This window comes from Limosilactobacillus reuteri, from assembly GCF_002254085.1.
In the GTDB taxonomy this organism is placed as follows: Bacteria; Bacillota; Bacilli; order Lactobacillales; family Lactobacillaceae; genus Limosilactobacillus; species Limosilactobacillus reuteri_K.
In genome coordinates this window covers 1-22178 of sequence record NZ_NGPY01000044.1, presented here as the reverse complement: position 1 = coordinate 22178, position 22178 = coordinate 1, and the positions used below count along the sequence as shown (strand labels likewise).

The 22178-nt window shown below is 41.2% G+C and carries 21 protein-coding genes; all 21 read left to right on the top strand.

Annotated elements, in window-relative coordinates; all coding sequences use genetic code 11:
* The first annotated feature begins 3 nt into the window (after positions 1–3).
* Positions 4–1908 (top strand): Stk1 family PASTA domain-containing Ser/Thr kinase, encoded by a 1905-nt coding sequence (gene pknB / locus CBG10_RS07640; protein ID WP_094502482.1) that lies wholly within the window; start codon positions 4–6, stop codon positions 1906–1908.
* Between the two features lie 12 nt (positions 1909–1920).
* Positions 1921–2811, top strand: a complete 891-nt coding sequence (gene rsgA, locus CBG10_RS07635; RefSeq protein ID WP_019252457.1) for a ribosome small subunit-dependent GTPase A — start codon at positions 1921–1923, stop codon at positions 2809–2811.
* 10 nt (positions 2812–2821) lie between these two features.
* The gene (gene rpe, locus CBG10_RS07630) at positions 2822–3475 is read left to right on the top strand and encodes a ribulose-phosphate 3-epimerase (protein ID WP_094502484.1); all 654 of its coding nucleotides are present in this window, start codon (positions 2822–2824) and stop codon (positions 3473–3475) included.
* 85 nt (positions 3476–3560) lie between these two features.
* Positions 3561–4211: a thiamine diphosphokinase gene (locus CBG10_RS07625; protein ID WP_019252459.1), complete on the top strand. Its 651-nt coding sequence runs from the start codon at positions 3561–3563 to the stop codon at positions 4209–4211.
* 149 nt (positions 4212–4360) lie between these two features.
* Positions 4361–4546: a 50S ribosomal protein L28 gene (gene rpmB, locus CBG10_RS07620; RefSeq protein WP_094512181.1), complete on the top strand. Its 186-nt coding sequence runs from the start codon at positions 4361–4363 to the stop codon at positions 4544–4546.
* 194 nt (positions 4547–4740) lie between these two features.
* Positions 4741–5103: an Asp23/Gls24 family envelope stress response protein gene (locus tag CBG10_RS07615; RefSeq protein ID WP_003663831.1), complete on the top strand. Its 363-nt coding sequence runs from the start codon at positions 4741–4743 to the stop codon at positions 5101–5103.
* Between the two features lie 25 nt (positions 5104–5128).
* Positions 5129–6838: a DAK2 domain-containing protein gene (locus CBG10_RS07610; protein ID WP_094502485.1), complete on the top strand. Its 1710-nt coding sequence runs from the start codon at positions 5129–5131 to the stop codon at positions 6836–6838.
* Positions 6839–6904: 66 nt separating this feature from the next.
* A complete protein-coding gene (recG, locus tag CBG10_RS07605) occupies positions 6905–8977 on the top strand; it encodes an ATP-dependent DNA helicase RecG (protein WP_257525176.1) in 2073 nt (690 codons plus the stop codon).
* A 17-nt stretch (positions 8978–8994) separates the two neighbouring features.
* A complete protein-coding gene (gene plsX, locus CBG10_RS07600) occupies positions 8995–10026 on the top strand; it encodes a phosphate acyltransferase PlsX (protein ID WP_094512179.1) in 1032 nt (343 codons plus the stop codon).
* A 36-nt stretch (positions 10027–10062) separates the two neighbouring features.
* A complete protein-coding gene (gene acpP / locus CBG10_RS07595) occupies positions 10063–10317 on the top strand; it encodes an acyl carrier protein (protein WP_003663823.1) in 255 nt (84 codons plus the stop codon).
* 177 nt (positions 10318–10494) lie between these two features.
* On the top strand, positions 10495–11196 hold the full coding sequence (rnc, locus tag CBG10_RS07590; protein WP_003663822.1) for a ribonuclease III: 702 nt from the start codon (positions 10495–10497) through the stop codon (positions 11194–11196).
* A gap of 16 nt (positions 11197–11212) precedes the next feature.
* Entirely contained in the window at positions 11213–14776 is a 3564-nt protein-coding gene (smc, locus tag CBG10_RS07585; protein WP_094512178.1) for a chromosome segregation protein SMC, read from the top strand.
* Positions 14777–14797: 21 nt separating this feature from the next.
* Positions 14798–16318, top strand: coding sequence for a signal recognition particle-docking protein FtsY (gene ftsY, locus CBG10_RS07580; protein ID WP_094502489.1), 1521 nt, complete (start codon positions 14798–14800; stop codon positions 16316–16318).
* A 14-nt stretch (positions 16319–16332) separates the two neighbouring features.
* The gene (locus CBG10_RS07575; RefSeq protein WP_003663818.1) at positions 16333–16674 is read left to right on the top strand and encodes a putative DNA-binding protein; all 342 of its coding nucleotides are present in this window, start codon (positions 16333–16335) and stop codon (positions 16672–16674) included.
* 1 nt (position 16675) lies between these two features.
* The gene (gene ffh, locus CBG10_RS07570; protein ID WP_094502490.1) at positions 16676–18121 is read left to right on the top strand and encodes a signal recognition particle protein; all 1446 of its coding nucleotides are present in this window, start codon (positions 16676–16678) and stop codon (positions 18119–18121) included.
* A gap of 98 nt (positions 18122–18219) precedes the next feature.
* The gene (gene rpsP, locus CBG10_RS07565) at positions 18220–18495 is read left to right on the top strand and encodes a 30S ribosomal protein S16 (RefSeq protein WP_003663816.1); all 276 of its coding nucleotides are present in this window, start codon (positions 18220–18222) and stop codon (positions 18493–18495) included.
* Between the two features lie 12 nt (positions 18496–18507).
* A complete protein-coding gene (locus CBG10_RS07560) occupies positions 18508–18768 on the top strand; it encodes a KH domain-containing protein (RefSeq protein WP_094512176.1) in 261 nt (86 codons plus the stop codon).
* A 54-nt stretch (positions 18769–18822) separates the two neighbouring features.
* Positions 18823–19329 carry a ribosome maturation factor RimM gene (gene rimM / locus CBG10_RS07555; protein WP_094509292.1) on the top strand — a complete coding sequence of 169 codons (507 nt, stop codon included), beginning with the start codon at positions 18823–18825 and terminating at the stop codon, positions 19327–19329.
* Entirely contained in the window at positions 19329–20087 is a 759-nt protein-coding gene (gene trmD / locus CBG10_RS07550; protein WP_094502492.1) for a tRNA (guanosine(37)-N1)-methyltransferase TrmD, read from the top strand. The genes rimM and trmD overlap by 1 nt, the downstream gene beginning before the upstream one ends.
* 10 nt (positions 20088–20097) lie before the next feature.
* On the top strand, positions 20098–21528 hold the full coding sequence (locus CBG10_RS07545) for an APC family permease (protein ID WP_094502495.1): 1431 nt from the start codon (positions 20098–20100) through the stop codon (positions 21526–21528).
* A gap of 122 nt (positions 21529–21650) precedes the next feature.
* Complete coding sequence (gene rplS, locus CBG10_RS07540; RefSeq protein WP_003675625.1) at positions 21651–22010, top strand: 50S ribosomal protein L19; 360 nt, start codon at positions 21651–21653, stop codon at positions 22008–22010.
* The last annotated feature ends 168 nt before the right edge of the window (positions 22011–22178 follow it).

The following is a 22178-nucleotide window of genomic DNA, read 5'->3' as shown; positions in this document are numbered from 1 at the left end:
GAAATGAATCCTGGATATGAAATTGGTCACCGATATCGGATAATTCGGTCACTTGGTGAAGGTGGAATGGCTAATGTCTACTTGGCACATGATATGGTTCTTGATCGGGACGTTTCTGTTAAACTATTGCGTCTTGACTTACGGGACGATCCAAGTACTAAACGGCGATTTCACCGGGAAGCAATGGCCGCGACGCAGTTAAATGATCCTCATATTGTTGGAATTTATGACGTTGGTGAGGATCATGGCTTGCAATACATGGTAATGCAATATGTAAAAGGAACAGACCTTAAAGCATATATAAAAAAGCATTATCCAATTCCACTTCCACAAGTTATTGATATTATGGAACAGGTGCTTTCGGCAGTTGCGACCGCCCATGCTCATGGGATTATCCATCGGGACTTAAAACCACAAAATATCTTAATTGATGAAAATAAAAATGTTAAAATTACTGATTTTGGAATTGCGGTTGCTGTATCGCAAGACTCATTAACGCAAACTAATACCTTGATGGGTTCAGTCCACTACCTATCTCCAGAACAAGCGCGAGGAAGCATTGCTACTAAACAATCAGACATCTATTCACTAGGAATTATCTTGTTTGAACTTTTAACAGGAAAGGTTCCATTTGAAGGAGAAACAGCTGTCTCAATTGCATTAAAGCATTTCCGTGAAGAAATTCCTTCTGTCCGTGAACAGAATAAAGGAATTCCTCAAGCACTCGAAAACGTAATCATTAAAGCGACGGCAAAGGAACCAGCCGAGCGGTATAATTCAGTTAATGAAATGGCGGCTGATTTAAAAACTGTCCTTGATCCACAAAGAGCTAATGAGCCGCGGTTAAAGATCCAACAAGATGATAATGGAGAAACTAAGGTGTTAGATATTAAACACCTAAAAGCTGATGATTATCAATCAAAGAAGTCAACTGATTCACCAACCGTTGATCCATCAACTAAAACGCAAAAGTGGAAAAAATATGGGATTGTTAGCGGGACGCTTGGTATGATTGTGCTGATTGCAGTCTGTAGCTGGTGGTTCTTGATCCGTCAAGTAATCATCCCCGATGTAGAAGGAATGACGGTACAAAAGGCAGAGCAACGATTGCACCAACAAAATTTGCGGATTGGTAAGATTACTCAGGTAAATAGCCAGGCAGTGGATAAAAACCGAATTGTTTCAACTAATCCAGATGTCAGCCATAAGACCCGTGTTAGTACCCCGATTAATTTAACGGTTAGTACAGGAGTTAAGCAATTGCAAATGGCTGATTATGTTGGTGAAGACTATTCTTCAGTGGCCGCTAACCTTCGTCGCAAGGGATTTCAAGTTCATCAAGAACCAGTGTATTCGGATGATATTGATAAGGGACAGATTATCAAACAAAACCACAAAAAGGGTACGATTGTTAAGCCTGCTTCTGATACAATTATTTTTCGGGTAAGTGCAGGTAAAGAACCGATCAAGATTCCAAACTTTAAGAATCAAGATATTAGTGCTGTGCAACAGTTTGCAAATAAAAATAATTTGCAATTGACAACTCAAGAGAAAAAATCAAAAACAATTGCGACTAACCATGTGATTAATCAGACGCCGCGAGCCGGATCGACATTAAATCATGGTGATACGTTAACAGTTTCCATTGCTAATTCTGGTAACCAAACAAAGACGACGAATATTCAGATTAACATTCCATTCGATGGAAATGGTGGGCAGCGCGAAAACCGGGTGCAGGTATATATCAGAGATGCTAACCATAATTTAACAATGGAGTATCAAGATATTACAATTAATCAGGAAACAACAATTAATGTGCCATTTACTCTTAAACAAGGACAAACAGGCGCATACCGTGTTGTTCGCAATGGACGAACGATTATGAGTGCAACAAATATTACTGGATAATGGAGGTGCAGTTTGAAAACAGGAATAATCCAACAATCATTAAGTGGTTTTTATGATGTAATTGCAGATGAAAAGATCTATCGGACAAGGGCACGTGGAAATTTCCGTCAACGAAAGGTTAAGCCGGTAGTTGGCGATCATGTTGAATTCAGTGCTGAAAATCAACAGGAAGGGTATTTATTAAAAATCTTGCCCCGCCGCAATCAGTTGGTGCGGCCACCTGTTGCTAATGTTGATATGGCAGTTGTCGTGACCTCAGCTAAAGAACCAGCATTTTCCGCTAACCTTTTAGACCGTCAATTGATTGCTTTAGAAGCACAAGATGTTACTCCTTTAATTTATTTTTCAAAGACTGACTTACTGACAGATGAGGAATACCAACAACTTTTGCCAACGATCGAGGGCTATCGTAAAATCGGCTACCAGGTCTATGCGGCCCGTGAGCCTTTCGATTCCGATCAATTAGCAAGTTTGATGGAAGAATTAAAGGGAAATATTGTAACGATGATGGGGCAGACAGGAGCAGGGAAGTCAACTTTGCTTAATCATTTGGCTCCCCAATTAAAATTAGCGACTGGCGAAATTTCCCAAGCACTTCAACGGGGACGGCATACAACACGAAAAGTAAGCTTACTAGATGTTAACGGGGCTCTGATAGCCGATACCCCCGGTTTTTCGTCGTATGAGACATTTGATATGACGGTAAATGATTTGCCGCATTTATTCCCTGAAATGGCTAAGATTTCAGCTGATTGTAAGTTTCGGGGATGCCTTCACATAAAAGAGCCACAATGTGCTGTGAAGGAAGCAGTAAACAATGGTATAATCATGAAGAGTCGGTATGATGATTATCTTCAGTTCCATGAATTGATTGCTAATCAAAAACCAAATTATAAGAAATGAGGGAATCAGGATGATTAAAGTTGCACCATCAATTTTAAGTGCAGATTATGTAAATTTACAAAAGGACATTGAAAAGGTAGAAAAGGCCGGTGCACCATACTTACACATTGATGTTATGGATGGTACCTTTGTTCCAAGTATTTCTTACGGACCAGGTTTTGTTAAGGCTATTCGTTCAATTACAAACATGGTATTGGATGTGCACTTGATGGTTGAAAGTCCAGAACATATTTTGCCAATGTTCATTGATGCTGGCGCTGATATTATTGGTGTTCAAGTAGAAGCTACTCAACACATTCACCGTGCTCTTCAAATTATCAAAAACGGTGGCGTAAAAGCCGAAGTTGTTATTAACCCGGGTACTCCAGTTGCGATGATTGAACCGGTATTACACATGGTTGATCAAGTCTTAGTAATGACGGTTAACCCTGGTTTTGGTGGTCAAAAGTTCTTGCCAGAAACAGTTGACAAGATTGCCCAATTAAACGCAATTAAGGAAGAAAAGGGTTACAATTTCGATATTGAAGTAGATGGTGGAGTTAACGACAAGACGGTTGTAGATTGCTACAAAGCTGGTGCTACGGTAGCAGTTGCTGGTTCATATGTCTTTAACGCTGAAGATCCTGCTGAACGAATCAAGGCGCTTGAAGATGCTACTAAGTAATTAGTTACATTAAGTGAAAAATAAAATGGATCTTCTAGTTCGGGTTTATCTGAATATTGAAGATCTATTTTTTTAGGAGTGAAAAATGAGAGTAAATGTACTAGTTGGCGGTCCGCTTGAAATGGTTCCAACCGAGTTGATTTTGCAACGTAAGGATGAAAAATGGATTGGGGTTGACCGGGGCGCTTTAAGATTATTAAAGTGGGGAATTAAGCCGGTATTAGCAATTGGTGACTTTGATTCCGTTACCGGGGATGAATTGCAAGGTTTAGAAGGTAAAATTACTCGTATAAAAACTTATCCTCCTGAAAAAGATTATACCGATACGCAATTGGGCGTGAAATTTGCAATTCAGGAACAGGCTGATGAAATTGAAATTTTTGGTGCAACGGGAGGCCGCTTAGACCATCTATTAGCTAACCTCTTTCTTCCGCTGCAGAGTGAATTTAAACCATACTTAACCCGGATTAAGATTATTGACTGTCAAAATGTTGTCTCTTATTACTTGCCAGGGGATTACACTATTTCTCGCCTGCCGCATAAGAAGTATCTGGCCTTTGTCAATCTTACTCCTGTTCGAGGTCTTACATTGAAAGACGAAAAATATCCGCTGCAAAACTGGAGTAGTCAAATTCCATTTTCGTGGACAAGCAATGAATTTACAGCTGAAGAAAATCATTTTTCATTTGAAAGTGGAATTGTTTCTGTAATTCAGTGTAGCGACCAATTAAAATAGGTTTTTGAGGGGAAAATACCCTGTCAAGGAAAATTACTTGAAAGAAAACTATTGCATTGTTACGATGCCTATGGTAGATTAATTAGGTGAGTTACATCGCAGTTTTGCGTAAACGAAAAAATTATGAAGCAAAGAGGAGGGTATCACCAATGGCTAAAGATTTTATCAACGGTAAACGGACGCAATTTGGTAACAAGCGTTCTCACGCCCTTAACTCAAGTCGGCGTAGCTGGAAGCCTAACTTGCAAAAGGTAACCATTTTAGTTAATGGTAAGCCTAAGAAGGTATACGTTTCAGCACGTACACTGAAGTCAGGTAAAATGACTCGGGTTTAATTAAAATGATGCCGTCCAGTTTGGGCGGCTTATTTTTTACACTAATTGATTAACCCCATTGATTGATGGCAAAAATATCCATCAGTTACTTTTTTAGTGAAATATGCTATGGTATGATGGTATTGATTTAATTGTGAATTTTAGTATCATAGGATTCTAAAATCAATTGGTAATTTTATAAGGAGGCCATGACGATGGCAGTAAAAATCAAAACTAAGTCAGGTACAATTGACATTGATAATGATGTGATTTCATCAGTTGTTGGTGGGGCTGCTACTGATAACTACGGTGTTGTTGGAATGGCAAGCCGAAACCCCCTCCGTGATGGGGTTAACCAAATTCTTCGTCGTGAAAACTTTGCGCGCGGCGTTGTTGTTCGGCAGCAAGATAATGGTGTAGCTGTTGACGTAAATATTATTGTAGGCTATGGCACAAAGATCTCAGAAGTATCAAAAAGTGTCCAAGCAAAGGTAAAGTATAATCTTGAAACAATGCTCGGCATTACGGCAAATTCAGTTAATGTATGTGTCCAAGGTGTACGGACACTAGAAGATTAAGTGAGCATTGGGGAGGAATTTCGAATTGGCTGTAACAAAAATTACAAACCTTGAATTCGGTAAAATGGTCCAGGCGGCCGCCGATAAACTTGGTAAGAACGCTGAATTTATTAATTCATTAAATGTTTTTCCAGTTCCAGATGGAGACACCGGGACAAACATGACTTCTTCAATGGCAAGTGGTGCCAAGTACGAACGCAACGAAACCAGTAAGAAGGTTGGCGACCTGAGTGCAGCGTTAGCAAAGGGCCTTTTAATGGGAGCACGCGGAAATTCTGGGGTTATTTTATCGCAGATTTTCCGTGGCTTTGCAAAGGCAACAGAAGGCATGGATGTTTTATCTACTGCTGACTTTGTTAATGCTTATGCTAATGGTGCAAAGACAGCTTATAAGGCTGTGATGAAGCCAACAGAAGGTACCATTTTAACTGTTGTTCGTGAATCAGCTCAAGCAGGCCTCAATAAGATTAAAGAGACTGATGATCTTGTTGAGATTATGCATACTATTTATGAAGCAGGTGAAGAAGCGCTTAAAAAGACGCCGGATTTATTGCCAGTCCTGAAAGAAGTTGGCGTGGTAGATTCTGGTGGGCAAGGACTCGTCTTTGTACTTCAAGCCTTTGACGAAGCCTTGAGTGGCCGCGTAGATAAAAGTGATGACTATAAACCCGACAATGCTGAAATTGACGAGATGGTTCACGCCATGGATCACCAAAGCGTTCAAGGAAAGCTTAATCCTGAAGATATCAAGTATACTTACTGTACTCAAATGTTGGTACGACTTGGTAAGGGTAAACAAGTGACTCAAAAGTTTGACTATGATACTTTCTATAACTACTTAGCTGACTTAGGCGATAGTTTACTTGTTCTAAACGATGATCAAGTTGTGCGGGTTCATGTTCATACTGAGCATCCTGGTAAAGTATTATCTTGGGGTCAACAATTCGGTGATTTACAGACAATTGAAATTCATAACATGGTTTGGCAACAAGAAGAAATCATGGAAAAAGATGAAGAAGACGCTGACAGTGAGTCGCCAATTGAGAGGGCAAAAGCAGCTGCAGAAGCTAAAAATGACCTTCAGACAGCTGTTATTGCTGTAGCATCAGGAGAAGGAATTGCAAAATTATTAAAGAGTTTGGGTGTTACCCATATCATTACAGGTGGTCAAACAATGAACCCAAGCACTCAAGATATTCTCGATGCCATTAATAATAGTGATGCCAAGCAAGCTCTTGTTTTGCCAAATAACGGTAACATCTTTATGACTGCTGATCAAGCCGCTGAAGTCGCTGATATTCCAACAAAGATTGTCCACAGTAAGACGATTGCCCAAGCGATGAGCGCACTGCTTGAGTACAACCCAGAAGCATCTTTAGACGAAAATCAAGCGAATATGGAAGCTAATACAGGGATGGTTGCCAGTGGAGCAGTTACTAATGCTGTTCGGGATACAACAATTGACGGTCGTGAAATCAAGAAAGATGATTACATGGGAATCGTTGATGGTAAAATCGTCACCACTGATCTGGATCTGAAAGAAGCCGCTATTAAGATGGTTAAAGCCATGCTTGACGAGGATAGTGAAATTGTAACAATCTTATATGGAGCTGGTGGTGATCAAAAAACTGCTGAAGAGATTAAAGCAGCAGTTGAAGAAGTAGATGATGAATTAGATATTCAGATTTACGATGGTGGTCAGCCAGTTTATCCATACCTGATTTCGGTTGAATAGTGGCATATTAAATTAATTCCTATAGGGGTGGGTTAATAAAGGACTACTTTTATTCCCACTCCTATTTTGGTTACTGGTTGTGTTAAAAAAGAGGTGAAAGATTTGCGGAGTTTAACGGATTCAGTCGCCAATTTAAAAGGAGTTGGTCCTAAGCGGGTAGCAGATCTAGCTACTCTGGGAATAGATACTATCGAAGATTTGTTGACATATTATCCCACTCGCTATAACGATTTCACGCCTACAGACATTGAAAGCGCCAAGGATAAACAGAAAATTACTCTTCAAGGAGTAGTGGTGTCAGAACCGCTCTTGGTCCGCTATGGTTATCGGCGCAACCGGCTTACCTTTCGAATGCAGGTAGGTAATGAAGTGGTGATCGCAACTTTTTTTAATCAACCCTATATTAAAAAGCAAATCGAACTAAATCAGCAAGTAACTGTAATGGGGAAGTGGGATGCACCTCGCCGTCAAGTAACAGGAAACAAGCTTCTTAAGGAAAAAGCTGATGATCGCAATGAGTTTGGTGCGGTCTATGCAGTAAATAAGCATATTCGCCAAAATGTCCTTCAAAGTTTTATCCGTCAAGCTTACGAGGAATATGCCAATATCATTCCAACGTATTTGCCAGAAACGATTCGTCAACGATACCGGTTAATGGATCGGCGTCAAATGATTAGGGAAATTCACTTTCCACAAACTCAGGCAACTGCAAAAGCCGCCCGCCGAACAGCAGCTTACGAAGAGTTTTTCCTGTTTCAGTTACGACTGCAAGCGATTCGCCGTGCCCACCGTCAAGAAGATGGCGAACGGATTCTATACCATAATGACGAGTTAAAAGAATTTATTGGCGGACTCCCATTTGAATTAACTGATGCCCAAAAACGGGTTGTTAATGAAATTTGTCGTGATATGCGTCAACCATACCAGATGAATCGATTGTTACAGGGAGATGTTGGTTCTGGAAAGACAATTGTTGCTGCTATTGCCATTTATGCAGCTATTACTGCGGGCTATCAAGCAGCTTTAATGGCGCCGACAGAAATTCTGGCAGGACAACATGCTGAGAAATTAGCGAAAATTTTTGAAGGAACCCATGTCCAGGTTGCTCTTCTGACTGGTTCATTGACTGCTAAGCAACATCGGGAACTATTGACGGCGATGAAGCGGGGAGATGTCAACCTCATTGTCGGAACCCATGCGCTAATTCAAGATGGAGTCGAATATGCTAATCTTGGTCTAGTAATTACCGATGAACAACACCGTTTTGGGGTCAACCAACGTCAGCAACTTCGTGAAAAAGGCGAACATCCTGATGTATTAGCCATGACAGCAACCCCAATTCCTCGGACACTAGCGATCACTAATTATGGTGAAATGGATGTTTCGATAATTGATCAACTGCCAGCTGGTCGAAAACCAATTCAAACAAAATGGTTGCAGTCTAACCAACATGCTGCAGCAATCCATTTTTTGCGTGAACAATTAAAACAGGGAGCACAGGCATATGTTGTGAGTCCTCTGATTGAAGAATCCGCAGCTTTAGATGTACAAAACGCGACAGATCTTTATAATCAGCTGTCAGCCGATCTTGAACCAACTTATAAAGTAGGATTACTTCATGGACGAATGGGGACGGAAGAAAAAGATGAGGCAATGCATCAGTTTAAATCTGGTGAGCTTCAAGTTTTGGTTGCAACCACGGTTATTGAAGTTGGTGTTGATAACCCCAATGCAACGGTAATGGTTATATATGATGCTGATCGCTTTGGTCTCGCACAGCTTCATCAATTACGTGGTCGTGTTGGTCGTGGCGATCGGCAGAGCTATTGTTTATTGATTGCAGATCCGAAAACTGATGAAGGAAAAGCTCGGATGAAAACGATGGTTGCTACTGATGATGGATTTAAGATTGCTGAGCAAGACTTGAAACTACGCGGATCTGGAGACGTCTTAGGAAAGAAACAATCGGGGATGCCAGAATTTAAGGTAGGTGATCCGGTTGCTGATTTAAAGATGTTGCAAATTGCCCGTGCCGATGCCGGAAACCTGTTAGGAATGCCCAATTGGGATCAAGTCGATGAAAACCAGCCACTTGTTTTATATTTAAAGCGTCATGAATTGGAGACACACTTTGACTAATATGAGGAGGAAATTTTATGAAAATTGCTGTTGATGCAATGGGTGGAGATAACGCTCCCCAAGTAATTATTGAAGGGGTAGAAGAGGCACGGGATCTATACCCTGACTTAGAATTTGACCTATATGGAAATCTAGATAAGGTTAAGCCCTTAATAAAAAATAATGAGCGGCTTAATATTGTCGCTACCAGTGAAGAAATTTCAATGGGTGAAGAACCAGTCCGGGCAATTCGGCGGAAAAAAGATTCGTCAATTGTTCGTGCGGCAACAGCAGTTAAAGAAGGTAAAGCTGATGCCTTCTTTTCTGCGGGAAACACCGGGGCAATTTTAGCGGCCGGCCTCTTTATTGTTGGCCGTATTAAAGGAATTGACCGTCCTGGCCTCACTAGCATTTTGCCAATCGCCAAGCCGGGTGCTAGTCGACACAATTTTGTCTACCTTGATACTGGTGCAAATGCGGAAAGTAAAGAGAGAAATTTGGAACAATATGCCTACCTTGGTAAATTCTATGCCGAAAATGTGTTGGGAGTTGCTAATCCCCGGATTGCATTATTAAATAATGGTGCGGAAGAAGATAAGGGTGACAAATTGCATAAAGAAGTGTGGCAAATTCTCAATAGCAAAGCTGATCTGAATTTTGTTGGTAACATTGAATCCGGTGACCTTCTTTTTGGCAAAGCTGATGTTGTTGTAAGTGATGGATGGACGGCAAATGCAGCCTTGAAAGCGACTGAAGGAACCGCCAAGATGATGATGACGTTAATTAAAGATGGAATCTTACATGGTGGTCTCCGTGCTAAGTTAGGCTACCTCATGCTAAAGCCAGTTTTCCATCAAATTGGACAAAAAATGAATGCTTCAACTTATGGTGGGGCGGTCTTATTAGGACTTAAGGCACCAGTTGTTAAAACCCATGGATCTTCTGATGCTTTAGCAGTGAAAAATACAATTAGTCAAATTAGAACGATGCTCAAAACGGATGTGATTGAAAAAACAGTTGAATTTTTCAATCACACCGAAAATCTAGACAATTTTAAGAAAAACGAATAGAATAAGTAGCGAACTAGTAAAGAGAGGTTAATAATAATGGCTGATAATAAGAAAACAGAAATCTTTAATAAGGTTTCAGAGATTGTTGCTGACCATTTTGATGTTGATCGGGCTAAAATTACTGATGATTTGAACTTAAAGACAGATTTGGATGCTGATTCAATTGATTTTGTTGAATTTGTTCTCGAATTAGAGGATACGTTTGGCGAAGAAATTAATGATGAAGATGCTGAAAAGTTAAGTACGATCGGTGAAGTTGTTGATTATATTGCAGAGCATACTGCTAACTAATCGAACTGTTTAATTATTAAGGTAGAAAAGCAAGGGGCTGAGAAAAGGCGAAAGTTTTTTCACAGCCTTTAATTTTTTCGAATATTATTAAAATTACCTGCGGAATAGCGGGTTGTTTAGTATAATAGGCCTTAGACATTTTTTATAATTTTAAGTCAAAAACGAAAGGAATTTTTTATGATCGAAGAATTACAAGACTACCTGGCCAAGGAATTTAATATTCATTTTGATAATCCTGCTTTATTAGCAGAAGCTTTTACTCAAGCTTCATATGTAAATGAACATCCTAACCAAGGATTAAAATATTACGAACGGATTGAATTTCTTGGCGATGCTGTGTTGGAACTGATCGTTTCAGAATATATTTATAAACGTTTCCCTGAATTGCCACAGGGAAAACTTACCCGCTTAAGAGCAGCAATGGTATGTGAGGATAGTTTTTCTAAATTTGCCAAGGAATGTCACTTTGATCAATATATTCGCTTGGGTCATGGTGAGGAAATGGCTGGCGCAAGAGAACGTCCAGGCTTGCTATGTGATATTTTTGAATCATTTATTGGTGCCCTCTATTTAGATCAAGGCCGACCAGCAGTCGAAAAATTTGTTCAACGAGTTATCTTTCCTAAACTTGATATGGGCTGGTTTGATCATGCTGTTGATGCCAAGACTAGTCTCCAAGAATTTCTCCAACGTGACGGTGATATTGCCATTGAATATCATTTGGTAGAGGAAAGCGGAACAGAAAACGACCCTGAATTTAAAGTAAATGTTACTGCTAATGGTGACGTTATCGGTGAAGGAAAGGGCTCATCAAAGAAGCATGCTGAAATGCAAGCAGCACAACAGGCACTTGATAATATGAGAAATAAAAATAAATAGTAAGTAGGAATAACTGATGCAATTATTGTCTTTAACTTTGGACGGCTTTAAGTCCTTTGCCCAAAAAACAACAATTAAATTTGAGCCCGGGATGACAGGGATTGTTGGCCCGAATGGTAGTGGAAAGAGTAATATTATCGAAGCTATTCAATGGGTAATGGGCGAACAATCGGCTCATCATTTGCGGGGAGATCGGATGGCTGATGTTATCTTTAATGGGTCATCAGATCGTAAACCTTTAAACCGGGCCCTGGTTTCGATTACGCTAGATAATAGTGATCATTACTTAGCTAGTGAATTTACTGAACTCACCATTACTCGTAAAATATACCGCAATGGTGATAGTGAGTACTTAATCAATGACCAGAACGTTCGCTTAAAGGACATTACAGACTTATTTATTGATTCTGGCTTAGGTCGAGAATCCTTTTCCATTATTTCCCAAGGACGGATTGAAGAGATCTTTAATGGTAAACCAATTGATCGGCGGGGAATCATTGAAACCGTTGCGGGAGTTGCCAAGTATAAGAAGAATAAAGAAACAGCTGAAAAGCGACTTACTACGACGATGGAAAACCTTAACCGGGTAAATGACATTATTAGTGAGTTAGAAAAGCAGATTGAACCTTTAGAAGAACAAAGTGCAATTGCCCAAGATTACTTAGAACAAAAGAAACAATTTGATGTGCTTGACCGGACACAAACAGTTCGTCATTATGATGAGTACTATGAAAAGTTAACCAAATTAAGTACCAAGCTCGATCAAGCGGGTGCGATGGTAAAAGACTATCAAGGACAAGCTGGTCATGATCAGCAGCAACTTGATAACTTGAAGCAAAAACGCCAACAACTAAACGCAACTAAGGATCGGCTCCAAGCAATCATCTTAAATCAAACGGAGGCAATTGCTAAGTATGAAAATCAGCAATCGGTTTCCAGCGTTCGTCGCGAGCAGCGTGAAAATGAACAGCGACGGTTAACTGCCCAACAGGCTGAACTCAATGCACGTTTAAAAGAGGTTAAGACAAGCCAACAGGCAAATGACCAGCAATTGACTAAGCAAAAAGCGCTGATTAATAGTCAGCAAGCTGAGTTTGAAGCGGCCAGAAAGATGAGTAGTGGTGAACGGATCGCTGCCCTGAAACAGCAAGTGGAGGATTTACGTAACCAACAAGTTAGTTTGATGCAGGAAAGAACAACGATTCACAATCAGCAATCTTTCTTGTCCCGTAATCATGAACAGGCGATGAGTCTTCAAAGACAAAATATCGAGGAACTTGACGCTACTAAGAACCAGCTTGCAGAGATTAATCAAGAATTTAACCGTTACCAACAAGAAGCTGCTAATACTAAGAAAGACCTGCAGACGGTCAGCGAAAAATTAAACGCGGCTCAAGATCACCGTGAAAAACTTAATTACGAGTATCAAACCAAACAACGTGATTGGTATGAAGCATTGGGGGATGTGCGGTCGCTTAAGTCACGAATTAACGCTTACCAGGCAATGGCTGATGAATATAGTGGCTATTACCGAGGAGTTCAAGAGGTTCTTCGGCAACGGCAACAATTTCCTGGATTAGCTGGAGCAGTCAGCGAATTATTTGATGTTCCTGCCAAGTACACGCAAGCGGTTGAAACAGTATTAGGAAGTCAGCTTCAGCAATTGGTTGTTGATCGGCAAGCTACTGCCAAAGCAATTATTAACTTCTTGATTAAGACGCGCGCTGGTCGGGTAACTATTTTGCCGCTTGATACGCTTAGCCACCGGCGACCATTAAACATTTGGTCACAACTAACTGGCCTCCCTGGCTTTTTGGGGCGAGCAACAGAACTTATTAAGTTTGATCAAAAGTTTCAGATTATTGCTGACCACTTACTAGGAACAACGGTTATTGCTGACAACCTTGATCATGCGACTGAGATTGCTCGTGCAGGTCGTCATATGGTACGGGTGGTAACCCTTGACGGTCAGTTGATCAATGCTAGTGGAGCAATGACCGGGGGAGCCACCCGTAGCCAACGGACAGGACTTTTAAGTCAAAAGCAAATGGCTAAACAACTAGAAGAAGAGCTAAAAAAACAGGAACAGCTTGCAGCAAACTTAGAGCAAGAAGTTGCTAAACTACAACAGGCGCAAAAAGCGAACGAACAAGTAGTAGCTGATTATCAGCAACAAGTTCAGACTTTACAGGATAAGTTTCATGAGCAAGAAAGTAGTTGTCAGTTGATCTCAAGTAAGCGTGAGACGCTTACTAATCGGGTACAGATTTTAGAAACCCAAAATAAACAGCAAGACACTCAACATCAGGATTACGAATCACAAGTTCAACAAAATAATGAACAAGCTGATAAAGTAAACTGGGAATTGACGCAAGTTGTTGCAAAGATTAAGCAAATTCTTACCCAGATCGATGAATTACAGAATGATGAGTCGACTCAGGCACGACAATTAGCACAAATGCAACAAAAAATTGCAGTGGCCGAAGAACGACTTCAACAATATCAACGCCAAAGTCAAGAGTATAACCGGCAACGGCGAGAAGTTGAGGAGAGTTTAGAAAAGGTCACAATTGCAATCGCTGAGTTAACGACTCAATCAGCTAGTCAATCAACAAGTGAACAATCGACACAAACAGCCTTAAAAGATGCTAAAGAAGAGCAGGCAAAAGCTAAGGTGCAACTGGAAGATAATTCAGCTGCGCTTGAAGAACTTGAGCAAAAGCTGTCACAAGCCGAAGCACATTATAATCGTCTGCAAGAACTTCAGCGGGCAGCTCTTGATGATCGTAATACCTTAAATGAAGAGCGTGTGAAGTATGAGTCAATGGTTGACCAAGCTCTTAATCGATTATCTGAGCAATATTCTATGACCATTGATGAAGCTCGCCAGCAGATGAGTGAATTGGACAAAGAGACCTTGGCGACCCGGTTGAAGCTATTAAAGCGGGGATTGGATGATCTTGGTCAGGTTAATGTGGGAGCGATTGAAGAATATGAGCGCGTTCGTGAACGGTACGATTTCTTAAAGGGTCAACAAGATGACTTGCTTGCCTCACGAGCTCAGCTTAATCAGACGATGGGTGAGATGGATGCCCAAGTAAAGAAACGGTTTATTACGACCTTTAATCAGGTTTCACAGATGTTTGACGAGACGTTCCAGCAAATTTTCTCTGGTGGTCATGCTAAACTTGTCTTAACCGACCCTCATGACCTATTAACAACCGGGGTCGATATTATGGCCCAGCCACCAGGAAAGAAAAATCAGCACCTTTCATTGTTATCAGGTGGGGAACGAGCATTAACGGCGATCACCTTATTATTCGCTATTTTAAAGGTTCGCCCAGTTCCATTTGCAATTCTTGATGAACCAGAGGCTGCCTTGGATGAGGTTAATGTACAACGTTTTGCCCATTATCTCAGCAAATTTGGTGCTGAAGGTCCACAATTTATCGTCATTACCCACCGGAAGGGAACGATGATGGATGCCGATGTGTTGTATGGGGTTACAATGCAAGAATCAGGAGTTTCGAAGATGGTATCAGTGGATGTTGTTGATACTTTACAAGAGAGTGATAATTAACTAATTTAGGAGGCTTCAAGTATGGGATTATTTGATATTTTCCGTCGTCATAAAAAAGAAGAAAAAAAGCCTGATAGTTCAAGTGCGGCTGTTCAATCTGAAACCGCGCATGAAGATGAATCAGCAGATACGACAAGTGCGGCGCCAGCTTCTGCACCAATTCATCCTGAACCGATAAATATTCCTCCTGCTGATAGCTATGAGGAAAAGATTAACCCGGATGGAACTCGCGAAACGTTTCATAACGGGGTTAAAGAGGAAAAAGAAGAGGGAACTAATGAGGAGAGTCACTCAGAAGAGGTAGCAGATTCAAGTGTTTCTGAAGAAGAAGTACCATCATCTAGTACTCCTAATGAGACTATTTCTGCAGAAGAGTCGGCTCCGTCTAGTACTTCTGAAACTAAAGAGGCGGTTGAACCGACTGAACCTGTTGCAGAAGAAGAAAAAACAGTTGAAGAACCAGTAATAACAACCGAAGAGAAACCGGCAGAAGATTCTTCGGCTGCTGAAGAATCAAATGAGCCTGATAATTCTGAAGAAAATGATGGTGATGAGGAGCAAGAGCAACAACCTTCTCCTGAACCAGAAGAGGATCAAGAAACTGAGACGGTTAAGAAATATGATCGTGGGCTTGAGAAGTCCCGAACAGGCTTTGGAGCACGATTAAATAAGTTCTTGGCTAATTTCCGGCATGTTGACGAAGATTTCTTTGATGACCTCGAAGACATGTTGATTGAATCTGATGTCGGTTATGATATGGCAATGAAACTCAGTGATGAATTGCGGGAAGAAGTAAAACTGCAAAATGCTAAGAACAGGCAGGACGTTTCCAATGTTATCATTGAAAAAATGGTCGAACTTTACGATGAAGCTGGTCAAGATGAAAATCCTGACTTAACCATGGCAAAGGAAGGCCCAACTGTTATTATGTTTGTTGGTGTTAACGGTGCCGGAAAGACAACAACGATTGGTAAGATGGCCGCCCTCTTTAAGAAACAAGGTAAGAAAGTTCTTTTAGCGGCTGCTGATACATTCCGAGCTGGGGCAACTGAACAACTAGATGTGTGGGCAAAACGTGACGGTGTTGACATCGTTACAGGGCCAGAAAACGGTGATCCAGCGGCTGTCGTCTTTGATGCAGTAAAACGGGCAAAAGATGAAAAGTATGATATCTTGTTTGTTGATACTGCTGGTCGGCTCCAAAACAAGGTTAACTTGATGAATGAGTTAGCTAAGATGAAGCGCATCCTTACTCGTGAAATTCCAGATGCTCCTCATGAAGTACTGTTAGTCTTAGATGCAACAACTGGGCAAAACGCTCTTAACCAGGCTAAGCTATTCAAGGAAAGTACCGATGTAACAGGGATTGTTTTAACAAAACTAGACGGAACTGCTCGGGGGGGAATTGTCCTTGCTATCCGTAATGAGCTCCACTTACCAGTTAAGTATGTGGGGCTTGGTGAAAAGGTAGACGACCTCCAGAAGTTTGATGCTGGCGACTTTGTTTATGGCCTGTTCAAAGGGTTAGTCGAAGTTGACTAGGCAGGTGTGACGATATGGAAATTGAAAAGAATTATCGGATAAATTCATTATTTGAGTTTTACCAACCCTTATTAACAAAAAAACAAAATGATTATTTAGAGCTTTATTACGGGGATGACTACTCATTGGGCGAAATTGCCGAGAATTTCCATGTTAGTCGTCAAGCCGTATATGATAATATAAAGCGCACAGAAAGCATACTAGAAGATTACGAGGCCAAATTGCATTTGTATGCTGAATTTCAAGTTCGTAATCAACAGGCGGATCGAATTCAACGATACGTCCGAGAAAACTATCCAGATGATGCAACGCTCAATCACTTAGTAAATCATCTGGAAAGCTTGGAGGAAGAATAAAATGGCATTTGAAGGTTTAACAGATCGTCTGCAAAAGGCGATGGAAAAATTACGACGCAAACCCAAAGTTACGGAAGCTGATCTTCGGGAAACGATGCGTGAGATTCGGCTCGCCCTTTTAGAAGCCGATGTTAACTTTAAAGTTGTAAAAGACTTTGTAAAGACCATTCGGGAAAAAGCAGCCGGGGCGGAAGTATTGAAAGGGTTAAATCCAGCCCAACAAATCGTTAAAATTGTTAATGATGAATTGACAAAACTGATGGGGGAAGAAGCGGTTCCGCTTAACAAAGCACCGCATATTCCAACTGTTATCATGATGGTTGGTCTTCAAGGGGCAGGTAAGACGACCACTGCCGGTAAATTAGCATTACGGTTAAAGAATGAAAATCACGCCCGGCCAATGTTTATTGCGGCTGACGTTTACCGGCCCGCTGCTATTACTCAGTTACAACAAGTCGCTAATCAGATCGATGTTCCTGTCTTCGAAAAGGGGACAGACGTTGACCCTGTTGAAATTGTTCGTGAAGGGATGGAAGTAGCCAAGAAAAATCATAATGATTATGTCATTATTGATACTGCTGGTCGACTCCAAATTGATGAACAATTAATGGATGAGCTTGCAAACATTAAAGAGCTAGTAAATCCGAATGAAATTTTGCTTGTCATTGATTCGATGACTGGTCAAAATGCAGTAAATACTGCTCAAGGGTTCGATGATAAACTTGATATCACTGGGGTTATCTTAACCAAGTTAGATGGTGATACCCGTGGTGGGGCTGCCATGTCAATCCGAGCAGTTACAGGTAAGCCGATCAAGTTTGTCGGTGAGGGTGAAAAGATGGAGGATCTTGATGTCTTCCACCCTGACCGGATGGCTTCACGGATTTTGGGTATGGGGGACATGATGACCCTGATTGAAAAGGCCCAAAAGAATTTTGATGAAGAACAAGCCCAAGAAACAATGGATAAAATGCGTGAAAACACATTTGACTATAATGATTTCTTGGCACAAATGGACCAGGTTACCAAGATGGGACCGTTGGAAAACATTATTAAGATGATGCCAGGGATGGCTAATAACCCGGCCTTGAAGAATCTTAATTTGGATCCTAAGCAATTTGCTCATATCCGGGCCATTGTTCTTTCAATGACACCAGAAGAACGTGAAAATCCTGATTTAATGAATCCTAGTCGTCGTCGTCGTTTAGCAGCAGGGGCGGGACGACCAATTGTTGAAGTTAACCGGATGATTAAGCAATTTAATCAAATGCGTAAGATGATGAAGCAGGTTACAAACGGTAATTTCAATGGAATGCAAAATATGTTTGGTGGACAAATGCCAGGTGGCAAGATGGGACAAATGGCAATGAACCGCATGGCGCGAAAAATGAAAAAAGACAAGCAAAAACGCATTAAAAAGCTTCGTAAATTACGAAAGAAAAAATAATTTCAAAAAATTTAAGCCTGTCAAGAAAAAATACTTTACATTCTATTTGAACACTGGTATATTATTACCTGTTAAAAGAAATCAGGGAGGTGCAAAGAATGTCTGTTAAAATTCGTTTAAAGCGCATGGGTTCAAAGAAGCGTCCATTCTACCGGATCGTTGTAGCTGACTCACGTGCCCCACGTGATGGTCGTTTTATTACTTCAGTAGGTACTTACAACCCATTGACTACTCCTAAGGAAGTCAAGTTTGATGAAGACGCTGTTATGGAATGGTTACAAAAGGGTGCTCAACCTTCAGATACTGTTCGTAACATGCTTCAAGCAGCTGGTGTTATGAAGAAGTACCACGAAGCAAAGTACGCTAAGAAGTAGTGATAATCAGTCATGGCTGAGACAGATATTGAGTCGTTAATTCGTAGTTTAGTTATTCCGCTATTGAAGCAGCCACAGGCATTGTCAATTACCCAAAAAGATGATGGACGTTACCATCGTTATATAATTGATGTTGCTCCCAATGATGTTGGCCGTCTAATTGGCCGACAGGGACACGTTGCCGCAGCATTGCGAACAATAGTCGAGAGTACTCAATCTCGGCGGGCTAACTCTAAGCGAGTCCGGTTATTAATTAATGACCATCGTCACTAAATTTAAAACTCCCACACTAATCTGTGGGAGTTTTTGTCTTTTCAGGAGGAATTTATGGAATATTATAATGTTGGTAAAATTGTAAATACTCATGGTGTTCGTGGAGAAGTGCGTGTATTAGCAACTACTGATTTTATTGATGAACGATTTGCCAAGGGAAGTATCTTGTACTTACAACAATCAGGAGAACCCTTACCATTGACAATCGAAAGTGCTCGACAACATAAGGGCTTCGTTCTTGTTAAGTTTGTCGGCTACGATAATATCAATGATGTTGAACAATTCCGTGACCACGAATTAATGGTCAGTGCTGATGATCAACAGCCCTTAGACGATGGTCAATATTACTACCACCAGGTTATTGGATTAGACGTTGAAACAACAGATGGCCGTCATCTGGGTAAAATTAAGGAAATTCTATCCCCTGGTGCGAATGATGTATGGGTTGTTGAACGTCCGGAAAAACGGGATTTATTATTACCAGTGATTGATGATGTTGTTAAAAACGTTGATCTTGATAAAAATCTTGTAACAGTCGAATTAATGGAAGGACTTGAATAATGAGGATTGATATTTTAAGCTTGTTCCCCAATATGTTTCAAGCAACAATGGGGGAATCCATTATCGGTAAAGCACAAGATAATGGATTTGTTGATATTAATGTGACCGATTTTCGTCAATATACTACCGATAAGCATAACCATGTTGACGATGCACCATTTGGTGGGGGAGCGGGGATGCTTCTTCAAGCGCAACCGATTTTTGACGCTATGGATGCAATTCATGAACAAACGAAAGATCAGTATTCAAAAGGGCGCGTTATTTTAATGGATCCCGCTGGTCGAAAATTTGATCAAGCCTATGCCAAAGAGTTAGCCCAAGAAGATCACTTAACATTTATCTGCGGTCATTATGAGGGATATGATGAACGAATTCGTAATTTAGTTACCGATGAAGCATCTCTTGGTGACTATGTATTAACAGGTGGAGAATTAGCTGCGATGGTGATGATTGATGCAACCGTCCGCTTTGTTCCTGGTGTGCTCGGCAATATGTCTTCACCAATGGGAGACTCATTTAGTAACGGTTTGCTAGAATATCCGCAATATACACGTCCGGCAGATTTTCGGGGAATGAAGGTACCGGAAGTTCTTACGAGTGGAAATCATCAGAAAATTAAAGAATGGCGGATGCGTGAATCGCTACGACGGACTCTTCACCGTCGACCAGACCTTTTAAAAACTGCTAAGCTCAGTCGGGAACAACAACTAATGTTAGAAGATATTAAGCTGGATGAAGATCCAACTGTTCCAGACTAAGGTGACGCGAATGAAAAAATTAATTAAACGATTATTTCTTAAGCAAAATCCGCGCGTTTATGAAGAAAAGGATGCGCAATTAACTCCTAGTTTACGAACAAGAGACTTAATTGGACTAGGAACTGGGATGGTAGTGGGCACAGCTATATTTACTTTGCCAGGGATTGTTGCCGCTGAGCATACCGGTCCTGCAGTTCCATTGGCCTTCATTGTAGCCGCAATTGGTGCAGGATTATCGGCATTAGCTTATGCGGAAACGTCTTCGGTACTGCCTTTTGCTGGTTCTGCTTTTTCCTGGATCAATGTTTTGTTTGGTGAATTCTTTGGCTGGATTGCTGGCTGGGCCCTTTTAGCTGAGTATTTTATTTCAGTCGCCTTTGTTGCGTCTGGGTGGTCAGCTTATATGCAAGGCTTTCTCGGCAGCTTTGGGATTAATTTGCCCCATACTTTAACTGGTGGCTTTGATCCACATACAGGGTCTTATATTGATATTCTGGCCGCCTTTGCAATTCTAATCGTTGGAATTTTAATTTCCCGCGGTGTCCATCAGGTTAGCCGGATTGAAAATATTATTGTTAGTGTAAAGCTATTGGTTATTTTAATGTTTATCGTTGTGGGCGCAACTGCAATTCATCCCCAAAACTATGTCCCATTTCTCCCCGCTCATCAACCAGGTACCACTTTTGGAGGCTGGCAGGGGATATTAGCTGGGACTGCGCAAATCTTTATTGCCTATGTCGGCTTTGATGCGATTGCGGCTAATACAGCTGAAACGATTAACCCGCAAAAGACAATGCCACGAGGATTGATCGGGACACTCTTACTAGGAACAGGCTTCTTTATTGCAGTTTCGCTCGTACTGGTGGGGATGTTTAAATATAGCCGTTATACAAATAATGCAGAACCAGCAGCCTGGGCTTTAAGGCAGTCTGGACACTATATTACGGCGAACTTGCTTTCTGTTGTTGCGATTGTTGGTATTTTCTCGGCATTAATCGCAATTCTCTTAGCTTCCTCTCGACTAATCTATGCTTTTGGACGGGATGGGTTATTACCAAAATCACTCGGACAAATCGATGATAAACACGTCCCTAATCATGCATTATGGATGATTACTTTCTTGGCTATGATCTTGGGTTCTGTTTTCCCATTTACGTTCTTGGCAACCCTTGTTTCTGCGGGAACCCTGGTCGCATTTATCTTTGTTTCACTGGGAATCTATGCCTTGCGTCCGCGGGAAGGGGTAGATTTACCCGAAGCTCAGTTTAAGATGCCGTTATATCCAGTACTTCCAGCGATTTCGGCGATCTTTTCAGCTGTGATCTTCTGGGGCCTAAATACTGATGCGAAAATTTTAATGGTTGGTTGGTTTGTGATTGGTTTGTTAATTTACTTTATCTATGGGATTCGTCATTCAATCATTAATAAAGAAACCCACTGATTTACCCTTGAAAGACAGTCGAAAACAATGTATAGTAGTTATTGGCTGTTTAGCTGTGAATAACGGTATTCCGCTGCCCGTCATACAGGACATGAATGTCGGCGAAAGGAAAGAAATATATTATGCGTCAAAATAAGTTAATCGAAAAGATTACTGCTAGTCAATTACGGGATGATATTCCAGAATTCCGTGCCGGTGATACTGTTCGTGTTCACGCTCGGATCGTTGAAGGTTCACGTGAACGTATCCAAATGTTCGAAGGTGTTGTTATCAAGCGCCACGGTGCTGGTATCAGTGCTACTTACACTGTACGTAAGATCAGTAACGGTGTAGGTGTTGAACGTACTTTCCCAGTTCACTCACCACGTGTTGACAAGATTGATGTTCTTCGTTACGGTCGTGTACGTCGTGCTAAGCTTTACTACTTACGTGAACGTACTGGTAAGGCTACTCGTATCGCTGAACGTCGTCGCGACAACTAGTAGTGCAGAACCCTTGTGTATCAAGGGTTCTTTTTTGTTTGTGCGCCCGGCATGGGTATTAGCTAGGCGGTGAAAGTCCGCTATGGGCCGTAGTAGTCGGAACCATGAGCTGAGGACAAGGGTGTCCGTCGTGAGACGGGATCGGACGGAAGTGTAAGGCCAAATACT